The organism is Nocardia sp. CA-145437, from assembly GCF_050956485.1.
GTDB lineage: Bacteria > Actinomycetota > Actinomycetes > Mycobacteriales > Mycobacteriaceae > Nocardia.
Genome location: NZ_CP191204.1, coordinates 6,792,156 through 6,808,409 on the forward strand (window position 1 = coordinate 6,792,156; position 16,254 = coordinate 6,808,409).

The 16,254-nt window shown below is 70.7% G+C and carries 16 protein-coding genes; 8 read left to right on the forward strand and 8 right to left on the reverse strand.

Features of this window, described 5'->3' with window-relative positions; translation table 11 throughout:
- The first annotated feature begins 25 nt into the window (after window positions 1-25).
- Window positions 26-778 (forward strand): glycosyltransferase, encoded by a 753-nt coding sequence (locus ACQPYY_RS31415; RefSeq protein WP_433591978.1) that lies wholly within the window; start codon window positions 26-28, stop codon window positions 776-778.
- Window positions 775-2,358, forward strand: a complete 1,584-nt coding sequence (locus ACQPYY_RS31420) for a class I adenylate-forming enzyme family protein (protein WP_433591979.1) — start codon at window positions 775-777, stop codon at window positions 2,356-2,358. Before ACQPYY_RS31415 ends, ACQPYY_RS31420 begins: the two co-directional genes overlap by 4 nt.
- Here the strand turns inward: ACQPYY_RS31420 and ACQPYY_RS31425 are convergent.
- The 3 genes from ACQPYY_RS31425 to ACQPYY_RS31435 form a co-directional block, all read right to left on the reverse strand.
- A complete protein-coding gene (locus ACQPYY_RS31425; RefSeq protein ID WP_433591980.1) occupies window positions 2,332-3,870 on the reverse strand; it encodes a hypothetical protein in 1,539 nt (512 codons plus the stop codon). The genes ACQPYY_RS31420 and ACQPYY_RS31425 overlap by 27 nt on opposite strands.
- A 71-nt stretch (window positions 3,871-3,941) precedes the next feature.
- The gene (locus ACQPYY_RS31430) at window positions 3,942-5,147 is read right to left on the reverse strand and encodes a L,D-transpeptidase (RefSeq protein ID WP_379095689.1); all 1,206 of its coding nucleotides are present in this window, start codon (window positions 5,145-5,147) and stop codon (window positions 3,942-3,944) included.
- A 97-nt stretch (window positions 5,148-5,244) separates the two neighbouring features.
- On the reverse strand, window positions 5,245-6,336 hold the full coding sequence (locus tag ACQPYY_RS31435; RefSeq protein ID WP_433594775.1) for a UDP-N-acetylmuramate dehydrogenase: 1,092 nt from the start codon (window positions 6,334-6,336) through the stop codon (window positions 5,245-5,247).
- Window positions 6,337-6,380: 44 nt separating this feature from the next.
- On the opposite strand from ACQPYY_RS31435, the gene ACQPYY_RS31440 reads away from it, so the two are divergent.
- From ACQPYY_RS31440 to ACQPYY_RS31450, 3 genes are read left to right on the forward strand one after another with little or no spacing between them, the layout of a single operon-like run.
- Window positions 6,381-6,866, forward strand: coding sequence for a DUF2505 domain-containing protein (locus tag ACQPYY_RS31440; RefSeq protein WP_433591981.1), 486 nt, complete (start codon window positions 6,381-6,383; stop codon window positions 6,864-6,866).
- A gap of 31 nt (window positions 6,867-6,897) precedes the next feature.
- Window positions 6,898-7,413 (forward strand): DUF2505 domain-containing protein, encoded by a 516-nt coding sequence (locus ACQPYY_RS31445; protein ID WP_379092093.1) that lies wholly within the window; start codon window positions 6,898-6,900, stop codon window positions 7,411-7,413.
- Window positions 7,383-8,183 carry a class I SAM-dependent methyltransferase gene (locus ACQPYY_RS31450; protein ID WP_433591982.1) on the forward strand — a complete coding sequence of 267 codons (801 nt, stop codon included), beginning with the start codon at window positions 7,383-7,385 and terminating at the stop codon, window positions 8,181-8,183. The genes ACQPYY_RS31445 and ACQPYY_RS31450 overlap by 31 nt, the downstream gene beginning before the upstream one ends.
- Before the next feature lie 109 nt (window positions 8,184-8,292).
- Here the strand turns inward: ACQPYY_RS31450 and ACQPYY_RS31455 are convergent, their stop codons facing one another.
- Together ACQPYY_RS31455 and ACQPYY_RS31460 are read right to left on the reverse strand one after the other, a co-directional pair.
- On the reverse strand, window positions 8,293-9,780 hold the full coding sequence (locus ACQPYY_RS31455; protein WP_433591983.1) for a hypothetical protein: 1,488 nt from the start codon (window positions 9,778-9,780) through the stop codon (window positions 8,293-8,295).
- 82 nt (window positions 9,781-9,862) lie between these two features.
- Window positions 9,863-10,477, reverse strand: a complete 615-nt coding sequence (locus tag ACQPYY_RS31460; RefSeq protein WP_379092084.1) for a hypothetical protein — start codon at window positions 10,475-10,477, stop codon at window positions 9,863-9,865.
- A gap of 112 nt (window positions 10,478-10,589) precedes the next feature.
- On the opposite strand from ACQPYY_RS31460, the gene ACQPYY_RS31465 reads away from it, so the two are divergent.
- The gene (locus ACQPYY_RS31465) at window positions 10,590-11,780 is read left to right on the forward strand and encodes an LmeA family phospholipid-binding protein (RefSeq protein ID WP_433591984.1); all 1,191 of its coding nucleotides are present in this window, start codon (window positions 10,590-10,592) and stop codon (window positions 11,778-11,780) included.
- A gap of 10 nt (window positions 11,781-11,790) precedes the next feature.
- Here the strand turns inward: ACQPYY_RS31465 and deoC are convergent, their stop codons facing one another.
- On the reverse strand, window positions 11,791-12,450 hold the full coding sequence (deoC, locus tag ACQPYY_RS31470; protein ID WP_433594776.1) for a deoxyribose-phosphate aldolase: 660 nt from the start codon (window positions 12,448-12,450) through the stop codon (window positions 11,791-11,793).
- 62 nt (window positions 12,451-12,512) lie between these two features.
- On the opposite strand from deoC, the gene ACQPYY_RS31475 reads away from it, so the two are divergent.
- Window positions 12,513-13,073: a GNAT family N-acetyltransferase gene (locus tag ACQPYY_RS31475; protein ID WP_379092074.1), complete on the forward strand. Its 561-nt coding sequence runs from the start codon at window positions 12,513-12,515 to the stop codon at window positions 13,071-13,073.
- A 58-nt stretch (window positions 13,074-13,131) separates the two neighbouring features.
- The gene (gene purU, locus ACQPYY_RS31480; RefSeq protein WP_379092071.1) at window positions 13,132-14,013 is read left to right on the forward strand and encodes a formyltetrahydrofolate deformylase; all 882 of its coding nucleotides are present in this window, start codon (window positions 13,132-13,134) and stop codon (window positions 14,011-14,013) included.
- A gap of 65 nt (window positions 14,014-14,078) precedes the next feature.
- Here the strand turns inward: purU and ACQPYY_RS31485 are convergent, their stop codons facing one another.
- Together ACQPYY_RS31485 and ACQPYY_RS31490 are read right to left on the reverse strand one after the other, a co-directional pair.
- Window positions 14,079-15,083, reverse strand: a complete 1,005-nt coding sequence (locus tag ACQPYY_RS31485) for an alpha/beta fold hydrolase (protein WP_433591985.1) — start codon at window positions 15,081-15,083, stop codon at window positions 14,079-14,081.
- Window positions 15,084-15,230: 147 nt separating this feature from the next.
- Window positions 15,231-16,253, reverse strand: coding sequence for an alpha/beta fold hydrolase (locus ACQPYY_RS31490; protein WP_433591986.1), 1,023 nt, complete (start codon window positions 16,251-16,253; stop codon window positions 15,231-15,233).
- Between the last annotated feature and the right edge of the window lies 1 nt (window position 16,254).

Here is a 16,254-nt window from a genome sequence, read left to right on the forward strand (position 1 = left end):
GTAAGCAATTCCTCCGGGAGGGGCCATGAACGAGCTGTGGGTGATCGTGCCCGCCTACAACGAGGAACACGGCATCACCGCCACCCTGGCGGCACTCGCCGGGCAGCGGGACCGGGACTTCACCGTCCTGGTGGTGGACAACAACTCCACCGACGCCACCGTGAAGGTGGTGCGCGACTTCGCCCTCGCGCATCCGGAGCCGCGGATCGAGATCGTCACCGAGGAACGCAAGGGCACCGGCGCGGCCGCCGACACCGGCATGCGCCACGCCATCGCGGCCGGGGCCACCCGCCTGGCCCGCACCGACGCCGACTGCCTGCCCGCCCCCGACTGGATCGCGCGGATCCGGGCCGCCTTCGACTCCGGGCTGCGCCTGGTCAGCGGTCAGCTCATCCCCCGCACCGACGAGGGCGTGAGCCTGCTGGACCGCACCGTCGTCCGGGTCGCCCTCGAGGTGGCCTCGCAGTTCGGGAAACTCCGGCCCGGCAACCAGGATCCGCGCTACCTGGGCCCGTACGTCATGACACCCGGCTGCAATATGGCCATCACGGCCGAACTGTACGAGGCCGCCGGCGGTTTCCCGCGCACCGCCATCGAGGAACTGCACGAGGACCGGGCGCTGGTGAACGCGGTCCGCACGCTCACCACCGACTACGGGCTGCGGCGCGACGTGCGGGTGTACGGGTCCAACCGGCGCGTGAAAGCCTGGGGTGTGCGCAAGACCCTCGCCTGGTACGCCGACCACCGCTACAAACCGGAGCAGGTGGACATCCGGTGACGTCTGGATACCCGTCAGCGGGCGAGGATTTCGTCGCGCTGCTGCGTGAGCAGGTGCTGCGCACCCCCGACGCCCCCGCCCTCGGCATGATCGGCGAACAGCCGCTGAGCTTCGCCGAACTCGACGCCCGCATCCGCCTGGTGGTGAAACGCCTGCACAGCAAGGGCTTCGAGCCCGGTGACCGGATGCTGTTCTCCATCCGGCCCTGCGTGGACGCGGTGGTGCTGGTGTTCGGGACCATCGCGGCGGGCGGCAGCATCGTGTTCGTGGACCCCGGTGTCGGGCCCGAATTGTTCGCGCGCCGACTGGAATTGGTGAAACCCGGCTGGGCCGCCACCGAATCACTGCTCTACCTGCTGAGCGGGCCGCTCCAGAAGTACGGCCGCCGGCTCGGCCTCTCGCTACCGGAATTCGGACAGCTACCGGTGCGCCACATCCACAGCGGCCCGCGCCTCCCCGGGACGCCGCGCGGCTCCATCCCGCTCGGCCACCTGATCGGCTCCGAACCCGGCTGGTCCGGCCCCGCCACCGGCGCCACCGTGGACGCGCCGATCGAGGATCCCGACGCCGAGGCACTCATCGTCTTCACCTCCGGCACCACCGCGGACCCGAAAGCCGTGGTGCACACCCGCGGTTCACTGGGCGCGGGCCTGGCGGCCGTGGCGGGCGCCACCACCCTGATGCCCGGCTCGCACCTGCACACCGAGCAGCTGATGATGGGCTTACCCGCGGTGCTGGAGGGGGCGCGCTGGTCCATGCCGCGCTATCCCCGCTTCAGCACCCATGTCGATCCGCTCGGCTTCGCCCGCACGCTCGGCCCGGCGGGCGGCCCGGACAGCGCCACCCACGCCTTCCTCACCCCCGCCGACCTGGTGGTGATCCTCGACGCCGTCGACGCCGGGCGGCTGACCGCACCGGCCCACCTCGAGGAGATCTCCCTCGGCGGCGCGCCCGTCACCACCGCGCTGCTGCGCCGCGCCCGCGCCGCCCTCCCCGGCACCGAATTCCTGGCGGTCTACGGCATGACCGAGATCCTGCCGGTGGCAATCACTTCCGGCGCCGACAAACTCGCCTTCGAGGGCGCGGGCGACCCGCTCGGCTTCCCGTGCGACGGCGTGGACGCGCGCATCGCCGACGACGGCGAACTCATCCTCGCCGGCCCCAACCTGTGCCGCGGTTACCTCGGCGAACCCCCGCTGAAGGAGATCGCCACCGGCGACCTGGCCCGCTTCGACGGCGGCACCCTGGTCCTGATGGGCCGCAAGAAGGACATGATGATCCGCGGCAAGACCAATATCTATCCGGGCCTGTACGAACCGGCCATCGTGGGCGTCGAGGGCGTCCGCGAGGCCGTCATGATCGGCATCCCCGACGAGATCGGCGACGAGCGCGTCGTCCTGGCCGTCGTCGCCGACCTGCACGCCACCGACCTCGCGGCCCGTCTCCGCCGCGAATTACCCGCCCTCATCGACGTTTCCGCCCTGCCCGACGACATCGTCCTGGTCGACGAGATCCCCGTGACCGGCCGCACCAGCAAGCCCGACCGCGCCGAACTACGCGCCCGCCTGCAACGCCGCTGACGGATCCGGCCGCCGCGCCAGCACGGCCAGCACCGCGTCCGCGAAAGCCTCCGCCCGCGCCGCGGGCAACGCCGGTTCGGCATGGCAGAACCCGAGGTGCATCTCCGCATGCGCCGTCGTCACCGCGACCGTCATGACGCTCACGCACGAATTCGACGCGGCCACCCGCAACCCCGAAAGCCGCCACGCCCCGGCCCTTTCCGGAAACTCGACCCGCCCCAGATTCGTGACCGACACATTCCACGGCGCACGCCGATCCACCAGTTCCGCCAGCCGCCGCCCGGATTCCAGTGTGCGCGGCGTCCCGAACCGCATCCCGGCCACCGTCGCCAGATGCCGCCCCTGCCGCACGCCACGATCCAACTGCCGCTTCACCGCCCGCGCCGCCTCCCACAGCGAAACACCGCGCCCGAACGGCACGAACCCGACCAGCACCGGCGCGTACACCCCCAGCTCCTCCGCATCCACCCGCGGACCGAGCGATTCCCGGAAATCCACCGGCGACCCGACTCCCACGGCACCGCGTCCGCGGGCCGCCCCGGCGCCCCGCGCGCCGATCGCCAGGCCCTCGCGAGGTCCGAACCTCGAGACCCGACGCGCCGCTGTCCTCGCGCCCGGCCCGGACGTCGCGCACCGGCCTCCTGAAAGCTCCGCACCCCCCGGCGCCTCCGCAGCCGCAGTCGGGATCTCCCGGGGCGCCTCGCCGTCGATCAACCCGGATTCCCCCGCGCCGATCACATCGGCGACCGCGGCCGCCAGGGCCACGTGCACGGTCACCCCGGCTCGGCGGCAATCGATGATCAAGGCGGCCAGCGCTTCCCGGCCGAGCACCCGGTGCACGACCCGGGTCCGCCGCTCGGACAACGCCGCCACCGTGCCGGTCAGCCGTCGCGGTCGCCGCACCAGCGCGCCGATCTGATCGGCCAGGGTGGTGTGCGCCCAGCGCCGGAAGCCGCGCGCGCCACGGGGAATCAGGTCGTCAGCGGCCGGGACCGGAGGCCGCGTGGCTACCGGCCCGGGCAGATCCGCCGCGTAGTCGATCAGCTTGCGCAGCAACGCCAGCAGGGAGCGGCCGTCGGCGATGATGTGGGAGATCGTCAGAACGATGTCGTGGCTTTCGCCGTCGGAATCCGCCCCGGCGACGATATCGGTGATGCGCGCCAAGCCGTTCGCGATGTCGATGGGTTCGGCGATTTCGGCGTCGACCACGCGCACCCAGTCCCCGGAATCACGGGATTGGATCCGCCGCACCGGAATTCGTGGTGCGGGTCGTGGGCGCAACCATGGATCACTGCCAACATTGTCCGAAATACCCATCCGCAGTAGCGGATATTCCGCGACCAGGATCGCCGCCGCGGATTCCAGCCGCTCGACCGGAATCCGCCCGTCGACGCGAACACGCGCGGTGCAGTTGGCCGGCGACATCCGGTCGATGATCCAGAACCATCGCTCCGAAGGACTCAGGGCGCGCCCGGAATCCGTTGCCGCCGTTCCCTTCCGGCCCGCGACCATGGACACTCCTCACCACGGCGTTACTCGGCGAGGACCTTAACCCGGCGGTCGCGGGCGCGCGATTCGAGTGGTCAGCGACCGCCGACCGGCTGGGGCGGGAGCGGGGTGGCCGAGATCTGGTTGTGCGGTTCGCCCTGCAGGGCGGACAGGCCCTTCCAGGTCTCCCAGTCGATGGTCCAGTCGTAGATGTCGCCGTCGGCCGCCGACAGCTGGATGCGGGTGCCGGTGACCTCGACCGGGTCGCCGTAGAGCGCGGTCGGGAAGTAGGCCTGGGCATCGGCGGTGCTGAGGTTGATGCAGCCGTTGGTGACGTTCGAATTGCCCTGGGCGGACGCCGATTGCGGATTGGCGTGAATGAACTCGCCATTGTTCGAGATGCGCACGGCCCAGCGTTCCCGCACGTTCGTGTAGAACGGCGGATTCGACATCATGAAGTCCTCGTACTTCTCCGTCACCACGTGAATGCCGGAGCGAGTGACATTGCGGTCCTCGTTGCCCTCGCCGTAGCTGCACGCGAAGTCGAAGATGGTCGCGCCGTCCCGCACCACCTGGACGCGGTGGCTGGGCGCGGAGGCCTTCACGATCTGGGCGCGGCCGATGCGGAAGTCGGAGGTGAGATCGGAGTCGCCGTACAGGCCGCCGCCCATGTCCAGGCCGTACAGCTTGGCGCCGAGGTGCACGGTGGTGCCGGGCTGCCAGTACTCGCGGGGGCGCCAGTGCGCGCGCGAGCCGCCGTTGTCGTCCTGCAGCCAGGCCCAGGAGCCCTCGGTGGCCGGGGTGGCGGTGACGGTGAGCGCCTTCTCGACGGCCGCCTTGTTCTCGACGTGCCCCTTGAACTGGAGCATGATCGACGCGGCGATGCCGACCTCCTGCCCGTCGCCGATATTGACGGTGGCGGGAGCGGTCTTCTTGGGGTTGACGGTGCTGAACTTGCCGTCGATCGCGACCGGCTTGTTGTCGGTGCCGATGGCGGTGCCGGACCAGGTGTAGGTGGCGCCGTAGCCGAGCGGCTCGTTCACCGTGAATTTGCTGCGAGTGGCATCGAATGTGCCGGTTACCTGTTTGCCATTGGCATTGGCCAGCGCCAGCTGGTCGATCCGCCCGTTGGTGACGGTGACGGTGACCGGCGTGGTCGGGTTGACCTGCTCGGCGCCGGCGGCCGGTTCCAATTTCACGGTGGCGACGGGTTCGGCAGGTTTGGCCGTGCCGCCGTTCTTGTTCGACGACGAGCAGGCCGCCGCGATGACCGCTGTCGACGCCACCAGTGCGGCACGCATGGCCGACCGGCGGGACAGTCCTCGATTACTCACTTGTTCGACCCTACCCCCGCAAACCGTGTATCCCGGACGCTGTTCTAGTGGTGGACACCACCCGCTACAGGCTCACTCCCACGGTCACGGGTTCGGGTTCCAGCTCGATGCCGAAGCGCTCGGCAACCCCTTCGCGAACCGTGCGGGCGAGGGTCGCCAGATCGGTCGCGGTAGCCGCGCCCCGATTGGTCAGCGCCAGCGTGTGTTTGGTCGACAACCGCGCCGGAGACCCGTCGCCCGGAAAGCCCTTGGCGAAGCCGGCGCGCTCGATGAGCCAGCCCGCCGAGAATTTTACCCCGCCCTCGGCCGGGTAGGTGGGCACGGTGACATCCGCGCCGAGATGTGCGGCGATCGCGGCGCGCACAGCCTCCACCCGCTCATCCGGAATGACAGGGTTGGTGAAAAACGAACCGGCACTCCAGGTGTCGTGATCGGCCGGGTCCAGCACCATGCCCTTCCCCGCCCGCAACCGCAGCACCACCTCGCGCACATCGGCGGCGGGCCGGGACTCGCCCTCGGCCGCGCCCAGCGCGCCGGCCAGTTCCCGGTACCCCAGCGGCGCGCTGGAACCGTCCGCGCGCAGCGCGAATTCGACGGCCAGCACCACCGCGGCGGAACTGTGCTTGAGAATCGAAGTGCGGTACCCGAATCCGAGCTCCCCGGGCGCGACCCAGCGGATCTCCCCGGTGGCCCGGTCCAGCAAACGCACCCGGCGCAGCAAACTCGCCACCTCGACGCCGTAGGCGCCGACATTCTGCACCGGCGTGGCGCCCGCGGAACCCGGGATGCCGGACAGACATTCCAGGCCGCCCAGTCCCGCCGCCACCGTGGCCGCCACCACCGCGTCCCAGTTCGCGCCCGCCTCGGCGAGCACCGAGTCCGCGCCGATCTCCACCCCGTCGGTGGCGATCCGCACCACGACCCCGTCGAAGCCGTCGTCACCGATGAGCAGGTTGGAGCCGCCCGCGACCAGCAGCACCGGAATCCCGGCGGCGTCCAGTTCCCGGACCGTGGCCACCAGTGCTTCGGTGGTCTCGCAGTCGGCCACGGTGGCCGGGCCGCCGACCCGCAGGGTCGTCAGTTCCGCCAGCGGGACCCCGGCACGCAGCCGCGCACCGGTCGCGGCCAGCAGGTCCCGCAGGTCGTCGAACGACACCACCCGAGAAGTACGCACAGGCACAGACGGTAGCCTGTCCGACCATGGCGACACCTCTGGCCTTCACTGGGCACTCGACACATCCCATGGCCGCGGTGCGCGCTGCGTTCGCGAACGAGCAGTACTGGAAGGACCGCATCGAGGCGGTCGGCGGCCCCAACGCCCGCATCGAGAGCCTCGCCATCAATGGTGACCAGGTGCGTGTCGACATGGTCCAGACCATCCCGGCCGCGGAACTGCCCGCCCAGATCACCGCGATCAAGCCCGACGGCCTGACGATTCCGCGCACCGAGATCTGGCACGGCAACGGCGGCACCGTCGAGGCACACGTGGACGGCGCGCCCGCGACCATCACGGGCAGCCTCACCGTCACCGAGGACGGCGCCGGCTCCACCTTCGTGGTCGACGCGACCATCGAGGTGAAGATCCCGTTGTTCGGCAAGAAGATCGAGGCGGCCATCCAGCAGCACCTCACCGAACTGCTGGAGCGCGAGGCCGAGTTCACCGACAATTGGCTGAGTTCTCACTGACCGAGGTCGCCCGGCAGTAACCTGAGCGATCGTGGCCCGCCGACTCGACTATTCCGCGCGGTATTCGCTGCACACCACCCACCAGGTGTACGCGGCGATGACGAACCGTGAGCACTGGGACGCCCGCATCGAGGAACTGCGCAAGCACTCCCCGAACGACATCGTCAGCCTGGAGTCCGGCGACGACGGCATCACGGTCGAACTACGTCACGTGCTGCCCCGCGACACCCTGCCCGAGATGGCGCAGATGGTGGTGCACCGGGACATGGTCATCACCCGACGGGAAACCTACGGGCCGTACGGTCCCGAGGTGACCGGCGCCTACACCGCCGAAATCCCCGGCAGCCCTGGCACTCTCGGCGGCAGCATGCGGCTGTTCCCCACCGAGACCGGCTGCACCCTGCGCACCTCCTCGCGGGCCCAGGTCAATGTTCCGTTCCTCGGGCGCAGGCTCGAACAGCTCATGCTGGTGAATCTGGTGGACCTGTTCCGCGCCGAAGCCGAGGTGACGAAGGTTTGGCTGGATCAGCAGCACCCCGTCGGGTAACCAAACCCATCGGCACGATCACCCGCGGCACCACCGGGATCAACCGGCTGCGCCGCGGGGACCGGTGGATGATGCACGACCCGCTCGTCACCGGAAGATTGCTGGACGCCGCGGATCCACTGGTGGTGGATCTCGGTTACGGGGCCAGCCCGGTCACCACGCTGGAGCTGGCGGCCCGGCTGCGGACCGTGCGGCCCGATCTCCGCGTGGTCGGCCTGGAGATCGATCCCGAACGGGTGGTCCCGGGCCGGGACGGAGTGGTGTTCGCCCGCGGCGGTTTCGAACTCGCGGGTCTGCGGCCGACCCTGGTGCGCGCCTTCAACGTGCTGCGCCAGTATCCGGAATCCGCCGTCCCCGAAGCCTGGTCGACCATCCAGTCCGGTCTGACCCCCGACGGCCTGCTCCTCGACGGCACCTGCGACGAACTCGGCCGCCGCTGCGCCTGGGTCCTCCTGGACCGCACCCGCCCCCTGTCCCTCACCCTGGCCTGGGACCCCTTCACCGTCGACACGCCCTCCGACATCGCCGAACGCCTCCCCAAGGCCCTCATCCACCGCAATATCCCCGGCGAACCCATCCACACCCTGCTGACCGCCGCCGACCGCGCCTGGTCCGTCGCCGCGCCGCTGGCCCCCTACGGCCCCCGCGTCCGCTGGCGCCACGCCGCGAACCTGCTGCGCGAGCAGGGTTTTCCGCTCCGCGCCTACCGCCGCCGCCTGCGCGACAACATCCTGACGGTGCCGTGGTCCGCCGTCGCGCCCCTGCCCTGAGCGGTCTCGCGAGTTACCCTGTCCCCCTACGGTCCCCACACTCCGGCCCCCGACGGGGCGCCAGTGGCCGACCGCAGGCCGCACTGATCCGCGGGCACCCACGCGCGGATCAGTGGAGCTTGTGGAGCAGGTCCCGCACCGTGCCGGAGATCGCGGCCGGAGCGAGCAGCGACCGCGGCGCGAAGGGCTGCCGCCACAGACCGCCGTGGGCGGCGCCCGCCGCGAACAGCGCTTCCGGGTTGGATATTCGCGGCTCGCCGGGCGCGTACAGGTCGGCGACCAGCTTCGCGGCGAGCAGGGTCCGGGCGGTGGCGGGGTCGAAGATCTCGATGCCGAAGCGGGAGGACGCCCGGTACGCGGCCGCGCGCCAGCCGTTCTCGCGGGCGAGACCGCGGGTCCAGGCCGGCGGGGCCACCGTGAACGACACGGGGCAGCCCGCCGCGGCGGCCAGCACCGCCCGCCAGCGCGGCAACCGTTGCGCCAGTGCGTAATCCGGTCCGGCCAACGCGGGCAGGTTGTCGAACAGCCCCCACGCGCCGCCCTCGGTGTCGAAGATCGGGCGGGTGTAGTTGAGCCGGTACAGCGAGTGCGGCGCCACCCGGTGCAGCAGATCCTGCGCATTGCCGCGGAAACCGCGCTGCGCCAGGTGATCCCGGGCGGCCGCCACCACCGACGCCGGGACCGCGTAGGTGTCGGTCGGCGAGCCCAGCATGGCCAGCGCCGCGTCGGGGTGATGCCGCAGCACCGCGTCGGCGAGCACATCGGAGGCCACCGCCAGCCGCACCCCGGCAGCACCGGGCAGCCCGGCGTAGAGCCCGAGCACCGGCCGCGCGTCACTGTGCGCGGTGATCCATTGCGCCAGGGCCGGAAAGCCTCGGGAGATGTCGACGCCGGGTTCGCCGTCCGCGACGGGGTAGCGCATGACTCCCGCGCCGGACTTGGCGGCCGCCCGCAGCCGCTCCCAGCGCACCCGCCCCGGCCGATCGACCGCGAGCACTTCCGCGCCCCAGTTCAGCAGCGGCCGCAGCGGACCGAGTTCCGCGCCCGCCCCGGTCACGGTGACCTGGAAACCGGGTAGCGCCAGCCACTCCGGATGGTCGATGACCCGCTCGATCGCGGCCACGAAATCGGCTTCCAGGATGCCGTGGGTCTGCCATTCGGCCAGGCGCAGCCGCAGCGCGTCCTCGGCCAGCAACAGTCCGCGCCACGGCACCTCGAGCCGCTTCGCCGCCGCGGCCTCACCGGCCACCGCGGCGGTCTCCAGCCCGGCGCCAGCGGCCTCGGCGTCCATGTCGACGGTGTCCAGGGCCGCGACCGTGCGGCCGACGGTGAACCGCAGCATGTGCCGCACCGAGCCCAGTCCGGCCTCGGCCATGCCGATCGAGATCTCGGGCGCGCTGATCGCCAGCGCCGTCATCCCCCGGAAGACGCGGTGGTAGCCGTGCCGCCAGTCGCGGCAGGTCTCCACGGATTGCGCCAGGTCGGCGTCGTAGGGCCGGATCGCGTCGGCGACGACGGCGGCCGAGAACATGTCCGCGATCCGTTCGGGCGGGCCCGGCGGAAACACCAGATCCCACACGCCAGCACCGGTCCCCATACCAGTCACCCTGCCACGAATCGCGCGCCCGCAAAACTCGAAACCCGCACCCCGCGCTCCGCGGAATGCCGTCCGGCGAACGCTAGCGGTGATCTTCCTGCGCGCGAGCCAGCGCGCGATGCAGCCGGGCCGCGGAGGCCGGGTCCAGAGCCGCACTGGCGGAACGGATCTCGGCCCGGGCGCAGCGATGGATGGCGACGGCGTCGGACACCACCTCGTCCAGGGCGACCTGCCCGATTCCGGCCTCGGCCAGATCCATGACGGTGCGCAGCGGCGTCGTCACCAGGAACGCGCCCGCCGATTCCACGTCCTTGCGCGCGAAACTGCGCCGCAGCACCACCAGTCGCGGCGACAACGGGAACCGCCCGACCCGCGCCGACAGGTGCACGAACCGCGGCCGCAACCGGCCCAGCCCGTGCAGTTCGGCGGCGCTGTGGTGGGAGACGGCGGCCGCCCCGTCGAACCAGGCCGACCACATGGCGTACTCGTCGAGCGGCCCGTCGGGCCAGTCGGCCAGCCGCAGCAGCCCCACCCCCGACCGCAGCACGCTGCCGTCGCGTAATCCGTCGCGGATCCGGACCTCACATCCGGTGCGCAGTACCTGCCGGGTGGTGAAGTATCCCGCGTGCCGCCCGGCCTGCTCCCGCAACGCGTCCCATCCGTGTTCCGGATCCCCCGGTGCCGCGTTCCCAGCCATGGCACTCAGGATAAGCCGGACCCATGTGTGTTATGTCACAATCCGCGGCTGTGTGCCGACACCTCACAGGATGCACAGAGCTCACACAGAAAGCTCGGGAAGAATCGCCCCCATGAGTTCGGAACCCACCTCGGACGACGCAACCACGCGCGACACCTCCGCCGCGCAGCCGGTCGACCCCACCGTGCGGCCCGGCGACTCCACAGCGCAGCCGGTTGACCTCGATAAACCGGACGCCACGCCCACCGAGGTCCTAGGTGCGAGACAGGACGCGGCCACCGACTGGTGGAACGATCCCGCCCACACCGGCGCCCCGGCCACCCCCGATCCCGACGAGCCCACCCGGGTCCTGCACCCCGGCGAGGCCGCCTACGCGGCGGGCGCGACCGGCCATCCCGGCACCGGCTCGACGCCGACCGCCGACACCGCGAAACTCGCGAACGGCACCGGCCCGACCGCGGTTCTGCCGGGCGGACCCGGTTATCCGGCAGGACCTTCGGGTCCGATCACCCAATCCGGCGGTATGCGGGTGCCACCGGGCACCCCGCCGCCCCCGGCGAAAGCCGGTGGCGGACAGACCGGTTCGTCCGGTCCGCGGCGCAGCCGCAAGAAGACCCTGCTGATCGTCACCCTGGTGGCCGCGCTGCTGGTCGCGGGCGGACTCGCCGGCGGCGAAGCCTGGGCCCGCCACAAGGTCCAGAAGTGCATCAGCTCGCAGTTCGAGGCCCAGATGGGCTCCAAGATCGACGTCTCGTTCGGCTGGAAACCGCTGCTGCTCACCATGATCGACCACAAGGTCGGCGAGGTCACCGTGCAGAGCGACGATTCCAAGTTCGGCCCGGCCCAGGGCATGGTCGTGCACGCGACCTTCCACGACGTCGAGACCAAGGACGGCGGCAAGCAGGCCAGCGTCGGCAGCTCCAACGCCGACGTCACCTGGAGCAATGACGGCATCACCCAGACGATGGCCGGTCTGGTCTCGGCCACCGCCTCCGATCCCGCCACCGGCACACTGAGCTTCGCGGTGCTGGGCGGCCTGGCCCAACTGCAGGTCAAGCCGAAGATCGTGGACGGCAAGATCGAGGTCGAGACGGTGCAGGCGTCGCTGCTCGGCTTCGGGCTGCCCACCGACCTGGTGTCGGGCATCGTCCAGCTCATGACCGAGAGCCTGCAGACCTACCCGATGGGGTTGACCCCCAACAAGGTCGAGGTCACCAAGGAGGGCCTGCACATCACGCTGCAGGGCGGAAACACCGTGCTGCAGGCGGATCCGAACGCCCAGCAGCAGCCCATCCTCTGCTGACCGACCGCCGTCAGACCGGAAAACCTTCCAGCACTGCGCGAGACCGGGACAGACCCAGCCGGGTGGCGCCGGCGGCGATCAACTCCGCCGCCTGCGCCGCGTCCCGGATCCCGCCGCTGGCCTTCACCCCCAGCCGCCCGCCGACCGTCTCGGCCATGAGCCGCACCGCATGTGCGCTCGCACCGCCCGCGGGATGAAAACCGGTGGAGGTCTTCACGAAATCCGCGCCCGCGCGTTCCGCGGCCCGGCACACCTCCACGATGGCGTCATCGCTCAACGCCGCCGCTTCGATGATCACCTTGAGCAGGGCGCGATCTCCTACCGCCTCCCGCACGGTGACGATGTCGGAGAGCACGGCGCCGTACTCGCCCGCGCGCGCCGCGCCGACGTCGATGACCATGTCCACCTCGGCCGCACCCTGCTCCACCGCGAGCCGCGCCTCGGCCCCCTTCACCAGCGAATGATGTTTGCCGGAAGGGAAACCCGCGACCGTGGCCACCACCAGACCGGGCGCGCGCACCGGCAACATGGACGGCGACACGCAGATCGCGAACACCCCCAATTCACGCGCCTCGGCCACCAGCGCGGTCACGTCCGCGGGGGTGGCATCGGGTGACAGAAGTGTGTGATCGATCATCTCCGCCACGTCAGAGCGGGAAATCTTCGGCATGAGCACCGAGTTTGGCACATCTTTGTTGCGGGCCGCCGCCGCTGTCACGCAGACTTGTAGGCGTGCTGATCCGTCGTGAACGTACCGGCGATGCCGCCGCGATCGACGCGGTACACCGCGGCGCTTTCGGTGCGAGCCCCGATCGCCCCGCGGCTGCCGACGGCGATTCCCCTTCCTCCCACGCCTCCGGCGACCCCGTCGAAGTGGGCCTGGTGCACACGCTGCGCGACGACGCGGCCGTCTGGGTCCCGACCCTGTCGCTGGTCGCGGAGGTCCACGATCAGGTGGTCGGCCACGTCTGTCTCACCCGCGCGACGGTGGGCCCGTTCCCGGTGCTGGCGCTGGGGCCGCTCGGGGTGCTCCCGAACCATCAGGCCGCGGGCATCGGCTCGGCCCTCATGCACTCCGCCCTCGGGGCCGCGGACGCCCTCGACGAGCCCCTCGTGGGCCTGCTGGGCAGCCTCGAGTACTACCCGCGCTTCGGCTTCGTACCCGGCACCCGGGTGGGCGTCATTCCGGACCAGCCGGACTGGGCCACCCACTTCCAGGTCCGCACCCTCACCGCCTACGAACTCGAGATCAAGGGCGACTTCCACTACGCCGAGGCGTTCTACGCGCTCTGACCGGGGCGTGCTTCACCCCTGTGCCGCGAGCCGGGCGGTTGCTGGGAGTATGTCCCTCATGAGTTCCACCCTGGACGACCGTCGCTACGTGCTCACCCTGGGCTGCCCGGACCGTCCCGGCATCATCGCCCGCATCACCTCGTTCATCGCCGATTTCGGCGGGTCGATCGTGGAGGCGGGTTACCACTCCGACCTGGAGACCGGGTGGTTCTTCACCCGGCAGGCCATCAAGGCCGCCACCGTGCCGTTCGACCTGGACGAGCTGCGCGACCGGTTCACCACCGTCGCCGCCGAGCTGGGCCCGGAGACCGACTGGCAGCTGCACGACTCCGGGGAACGCCGCCGCGCGGTGCTGCTGGTCTCCAAGGACGGCCACTGCCTGCACGACCTGCTGGGCCGGGCCGCCTCCGGCGAGCTGCCCGCCACCATCGAGGCCGTCATCGGCAACCACCCCGACCTGGCCGGGATGACCGAGGCGCACGGCATCAAATTCCACTACATCCCGTTCCCGAAGGATCCGGCCGAACGCGGTCCCGCCTTCGAGCAGATGCGGGACCTGGTCGACGCCCACGACCCGCACGCGGTGGTGCTGGCCCGCTTCATGCAGGTGCTGCCCGCCGAACTGTGCGAGCACTGGGCGGGCAAGGCCATCAATATCCACCACAGCTTCCTGCCGTCCTTCGTCGGCGCGCGCCCGTACCACCAGGCGTTCGCGCGCGGCGTGAAGCTGATCGGCGCGACCTGCCACTACGTGACCGCCGAACTGGACGCGGGCCCGATCATCGAGCAGGACGTCACCCGCATCGACCACTCCGACACCGTGCGCGACATGGTCCGGCAGGGTCGCGACATCGAGCGCGTGGTGCTGGCCCGCGGTCTGCGCTGGCATCTGGAGGGCCGGGTGCTGGTACACGGCCGCCGCACGGTCGTCTTCGAATAGAACCTCGAAAAGCCAACGCCCGCCCCGGCTTTCCCGGGGCGGGCGTTGTCGTTCGTTCGTCCGGCTCAGCCGGCGACGGCGACCGGGTCGCGGCGCGACCGGCGGATGACGCGGTGCAGCTCCACGTTGAACGCCTTCTCGGCCTCGATGTTCACCAGATGCCCGGTGGGCAGGATGGTGTACCGGTCGAGATGTCCGGCAACGGCGAGGGTGTCGGCGATCTCGCGCGAATGCACCTCCGGCAGTAGCCGATCGTGCGAACCCGCGACCACCGTGGTCGGAACCGTCAAATGCGCCGCGGCGCCGTGCAGATCGAGTTCGAGCAGGCCCCGGGCCACGGCAGCGCGCACCGACGGGCGGCAGGACCGGACGATCGAGGTGCCGAAGAGGATCTGGTCGCGGGTGGCTTCCGGAGTCATCAGCCGATGCTTGGCGATCATGTTGACCGCGGGCCCGCCGGGCAGCGGCACCGGGGTGCCGAACAACGCCAGCGCCAGCCAGTCCGGCCCCGGGATCACGTCATTGAGCAGCGGAATCACGGTGGCGCGGTTGGGAATCTGCCGCGCGGCGGTGGTGGCGAGCAGCACCGCCGAGGCCCGATGCCGGACCTGGTGCGGATAGCGTTCGGCCCACGCCTGAATGGTCATGCCGCCCATGCTGTGCCCGACCAGCACCGCGCGCCGGCCCGGGGCCAGCACCGCGTCGAGCAGGTCGGAGAAGTCGTCCGCGAGCTGATCGGCGCTGAAAAGGCGTGTGCCGCTCTCGCTTTCGCCGTGGCCGCGCTGATCGAAGGCGATCACCCGGTACTCGCCCGCGAAGGCGTTGATCTGCGGGTTCCAGTATTCGATGGCACAGGACCAGCCGTGCGCCAGCACGATCACGTCACCGTCGGCCGGTCCGTAGGCGTGGACACGCAGCTTCGCGCCGTCCCGCGTGGTGACGGGGAGGACCTCGGTGGGCCGCGGGGAGTTGAGCGATGCGGTCCGGTAGGCCCGGTTCCGCAGCCCGGAACGGAAGGGCGCGGTGAGCGCGTCGACGCCGACACCCGCCTCTGGCAGTTTCACCAGCATGAGCACTCCTTTGTGTTCCAGACCACAGTATCGCGCTAACCGGGGTGCTTGCAACAGCAAGCGGGTATATATCTTCTTGCTATACAACAATGTTCGCGGTGTACGGCCTCGCGAATAAGGTCCCCCAGGGGTGAGCGAGCTCACCCCTCAGGCGCCCACCACCTTCGCCGTAACCCCGAAAGCGTCCTGGGCGACCCGTGCGAGTTCGGCATTGAACTCCCTATAGGCCTCCACATTGCCGAGGTGCCCGGTCGACAGCACCCGATAGGAGTCCAGGCTGCCGGTCTCGGTGAGCATCTCCACGATCCGCTCCGCGTGCACCGGCGGGGTCAGGTCGTCGGCCGAACCCGCGATGACGGTGGTCGGCACCGTCAGGTTGGCCGCGCCGCGCCCGACATCCAAATAGGACAACAGGGTCCCGAAGCGCCCCCGCACCCGCGCCGGGCAGGACCGCACGATATTGAGGCTGAAGTCCGCGATGTCGCCGACCGACGCCAGGCTCATGACCTGCCGGCGGAACACCCACCGCACCGGCGAGACCGGCGGGAACACGATCCGCGCGCTCAGCCCGAGCAGCCCCATCCGGAACGGCAGCGCGGCCGCGCCGCGATTGAAGAACGGGACCACGGTGGTCTCGGCGATCAGGCCGCCGGCCGCGGTATTGGTGAGCAGCACCGCGAGCAGCTGCTTCCGCACCCGCTGCGGGTAGCGGCCCGCCCAGGCCTGAATCGTCATGCCGCCCAGGCTGTGTCCCACCAGTACGGCCCGCTGACCCGGCCGCAGCGCCGCGTCGAGGACCTCGGCCAGATCGTCGGCGAGCTGGTCGGTGGTGAGCGGGGCGCTGCCCTCGTCGCTCTCCCCGTGCCCGCGCACGTCGTAGGCGATCACGCGGTATTCCCCGGCGAAGGCGTTGATCTGGGGATTCCAGTATTCGAGGCAGCAGGTCCAGCCGTGCACCAGCACGATCACATCGCCGTCGGCGGGACCGTAGGCGTGCACCCGCAGCCGGGCGCCGTCGGAGGCGGTGACCGGCAGGACCTCGTAGGGTCCGGCGGGCGGATTCAGATCCGCGGTGCCGTAGGTCCGGGTGCGCAGGTCGGCCCGGTGCGCGAGCACCAGGTCACGGACCTTCCGGCCGAGGTCCGCAGGGTGAGGCAACGTTGCCCGCATA